The organism is Mesorhizobium sp. M7A.F.Ca.AU.001.01.1.1, from assembly GCF_004022735.1.
Taxonomy (GTDB): Bacteria; Pseudomonadota; Alphaproteobacteria; order Rhizobiales; family Rhizobiaceae; genus Mesorhizobium; species Mesorhizobium ciceri.
This window is the reverse complement of the sequence record NZ_RZPF01000770.1, coordinates 1-2930: the sequence shown is the minus strand read 5'-3', so window position 1 is coordinate 2930 and position 2930 is coordinate 1. Positions and strand designations below refer to the sequence as shown.

Below are 2930 nucleotides of genomic sequence, written 5' to 3'. Positions count from 1 at the left end.
AAGTTGATCGACTGGATATCGATCGAGCGGGCCATGCGGCGCAAATCCGGGCGCCGCTTGAATTCCCGGATGGTGACGCGCTCGTTCGGCCGCAATTTCACACGCGGTGCTGCCTCGAGCTTCCGCTCGATCGTCGCGGCCGAAGGCGTTGTCGCCTGGGCTGCGGCCAGGCTTGGCATGGCAATCGCCGCGATCAGCGCGGCGGCAAGTGTACGGCGGGTCAGCATGTCTTCGTCTCCTTCGGCCTTGGCCGCATTGATGGTGCGGGCAACATGCCAAAAGCAGCCTGAAGGGCCGATGAACGACAGGTTCAGATTCGAGCTGGTGTCAGCTTCCGGCTAGGGCCGCATGACGCTGGCCGCGCGCTCGGCGAAAGGCAGCGGATGCACGATTTCCTTCTTTTGCGCCACCGGTGCAAAGCCGAGCTTCTGGTAAAGCGGCAGAGCCGCCGGATGATCGAGCGTGCAGGTCTGCACCGTCACGCGCTTCGGACCATGCGACCAGGCGGCTGCGATCGCGGAACCCAGGAACCAGCGGCCGATGCCTTGTCCCGTCGCATGTTCCATCATGCCGAAATAGGCGAGCTCGACTTCTTCCGGCAGATGCGGCTTGAGATCGAAGAAGCCGGCGGGTGCGCCGTCGAGATAAAGGACCCTGATGTCGCGATCCTCGCGATGAATGCCGGCGGCAAGCTCGTCGTCATCCAGCCTCAGCACATTGACCCAGTGCCATTTGCGCCCCACCCGGTCCATCAGATAGCGGTAGAAATGCAGCGGAATGTCCTTGGTCTTCAGCAGCGCGATCTGACGGTTGTAGGGCACCGGCGGCGAATAGGCCGGCGGCACATGCATCTCGAGAAACGTCACCGTGACGTCAATATCTTCCAGCGCGCCGTTTTCCATCGTCTTCATTCCTTGCCGATCACAACGGGGCCGGTCACGACAGGCGTGTCGGAAAGCCCGCCCCACTCCGTCCAGGAGCCGTCGTAAAGCCTGTTGTTGGTATGGCCAAGTGTTTCCAGCGCCAGCGTCACCACCGCTGCGGTAATGCCGGAGCCGCATGAGGTGACGACAGGTTTCGACAGATCGATGCCGGCCTCCTCGATCGCCTTGCGCAGGCGGTCCTTCGACAGCAGCTCGCCATTTTCCGACAGCGCCGAATAGGGCAGATTGCGCGCGCCAGGCATATGGCCGGAGCGGATACCCGCGCGCGGCTCAGGCTCGGCGCCGGTAAAGCGGCCCGGTCCCCGGGCGTCGGCGATCTGGCTTGCCCTGGTGTCGACGATCCGGCGCATGTCGGCGAGGCTGGCGACGCGCCCGGAGTCGAAATCGGCATGAAACACGCTTGGCGCGATCTTCGTCGGCTCAGCCGTCACCGGTCTGCCGGCGGCTTTCCAGCCATCGAAGCCGCCATCCAGAATATAGGTCTGGAAGACGCCCATCACCCTGAACATCCACCACGCCCGGGGCGCCGAGAAGAAACCCGGACCATCGTAGACGACGATGGTGTCATCGGCCGAAACGCCCATGGCGCCGACATACTGGGCAAAATGCTGCGGTGACGGCAGCGTATGCGGCAAGGGCGAATCCGGATCCGAAACCGCATCCTGATCCAGAAATCGTGCGCCCGGGATGTGGGCCGAATCATACTCGCCGCGCGCATCGCGCTTCTGCGCCGGGAGATACCAGGATGCGTCGAGAATCGTCAGGCCCGGCTCGCCGAGACGTTGCTGCAGCCAGTCTGCGTCGACGGTGAAGGGGCTGTCCTCGGCCATTTTGTGCTCCTGCTCGCCTTTTGGCGATCACTGTCTGTTCAGTTTGCCGGCATCGGCCCAAAGCGGATGCGGAAGCGCCGGTTTTCACGGCCCTTCTTCTCGATCTTGCCGATGTGGATTTCGCCGACTTCGCCAGTGCTCTTCACATGGGTGCCGCCGCAGGGCTGGCTGTCCACCGAGGCGTTGTCGCCGATACAGACCAGGCGGATCTTGCCGGTGCCGGCCGGCGGCCGGACGTTCTTGGATTTCACCAGGCCGGGATTGGCGGCCAGTTCCTCGTCACTGATCAGCCTGACAAAGATCGGATGATCGGCCCGCACCAGCTCCATCAGCCCGGCGGTGATGTCCTCCTTGGTGAAGCCGGCATCCGGAGCGTCGAAGTCGACACGGCTGTCGTCCTCGGAAACGGCGGCACCGGTGATTGGAAACGGACAGACGACGGTGAGCAAATGGCAAGCCGCATGCATGCGCATCAGGAGATGCCGGCGTTCCCAGTCGATGGCCAACCTCACCGTCTCGCCGACCTGTGGCACTGCTTGCTCCGGCGCCGGCACATGGATGATCTCGTCCTTGGTCTCGCCGGTGAGGGTAGCGGCAATGGCGATGCGGCTGCCGTCCGCGCGTTCGAGACACCCGGTATCGCCCGGTTGGCCGCCCGAAGTGGCGTAGAAGATCGTCCGGTCGAGGATGATGCCGCCGCGGTCGTTGACGGCAACGATCGTCGCATCCGCCGTCCGCAGATAGGCGTCGTCGCGAAACAGGGCATCCGTCCAGTTTGCCATCACGCGACCTTTTCGAACGGCACCGAAATTGTGCTCTTCAGCTCCATCCAACCCGGCACCGGCAGTTGCTTCTCGCGCAGGAATTCCGGGTTGAACAGTTTTGACTGATAGCGCGTGCCGTAGTCACAAAGAATGGTCACGATGGTGTGGCCGGGACCCAATTCCCTGGCCAGGCGGATCGCGCCGGCAATGTTGATGCCGGTCGAGCCACCGACGCAAAGCCCCTCTTCCTGGATCAGGTCGAAGACGATCGGCAGCGCATCCTCATCGGGGATCTGGAAGGAAAAGTCCGGCGTGAACCCTTCGAGATTGGCGGTGATGCGCCCCTGCCCGATGCCTTCGGTGATCGAGCTGCCTTCGGACTTCAGCTCGCC

General features: G+C 63.3%; 3 protein-coding genes and 2 pseudogenes. All 5 read right to left on the bottom strand.

Annotated features, from left to right (window positions below; genetic code table 11):
- Positions 1–227, bottom strand: a pseudogene (locus EN884_RS31495) (OmpA family protein); the annotation flags it as partial.
- Positions 228–338: 111 nt separating this feature from the next.
- Positions 339–902 carry a GNAT family N-acetyltransferase gene (locus EN884_RS31490; protein WP_013531462.1) on the bottom strand — a complete coding sequence of 188 codons (564 nt, stop codon included), beginning with the start codon at positions 900–902 and terminating at the stop codon, positions 339–341.
- Between the two features lie 5 nt (positions 903–907).
- Complete coding sequence (gene sseA / locus EN884_RS31485; protein ID WP_063168058.1) at positions 908–1774, bottom strand: 3-mercaptopyruvate sulfurtransferase; 867 nt, start codon at positions 1772–1774, stop codon at positions 908–910.
- Positions 1775–1812: 38 nt separating this feature from the next.
- Positions 1813–2556 carry an alanyl-tRNA editing protein gene (locus EN884_RS31480; RefSeq protein WP_063168059.1) on the bottom strand — a complete coding sequence of 248 codons (744 nt, stop codon included), beginning with the start codon at positions 2554–2556 and terminating at the stop codon, positions 1813–1815.
- Positions 2556–2930, bottom strand: a pseudogene (locus EN884_RS31475) (pyridoxal-phosphate dependent enzyme); the annotation flags it as partial. The gene EN884_RS31480 and the pseudogene EN884_RS31475, both read right to left, overlap by 1 nt.

Bases quoted from the DNA above. Each gene is read 5' to 3' on its own strand.
- EN884_RS31490 (WP_013531462.1), bottom strand. From the start codon at position 902: ATGGAAAACGGCGCGCTGGAAGATATTGACGTCACGGTGACGTTTCTC.
- sseA (WP_063168058.1), bottom strand. From the start codon at position 1,774: ATGGCCGAGGACAGCCCCTTCACCGTCGACGCAGACTGGCTGCAGCAA.
- EN884_RS31480 (WP_063168059.1), bottom strand. From the start codon at position 2,556: ATGGCAAACTGGACGGATGCCCTGTTTCGCGACGACGCCTATCTGCGG.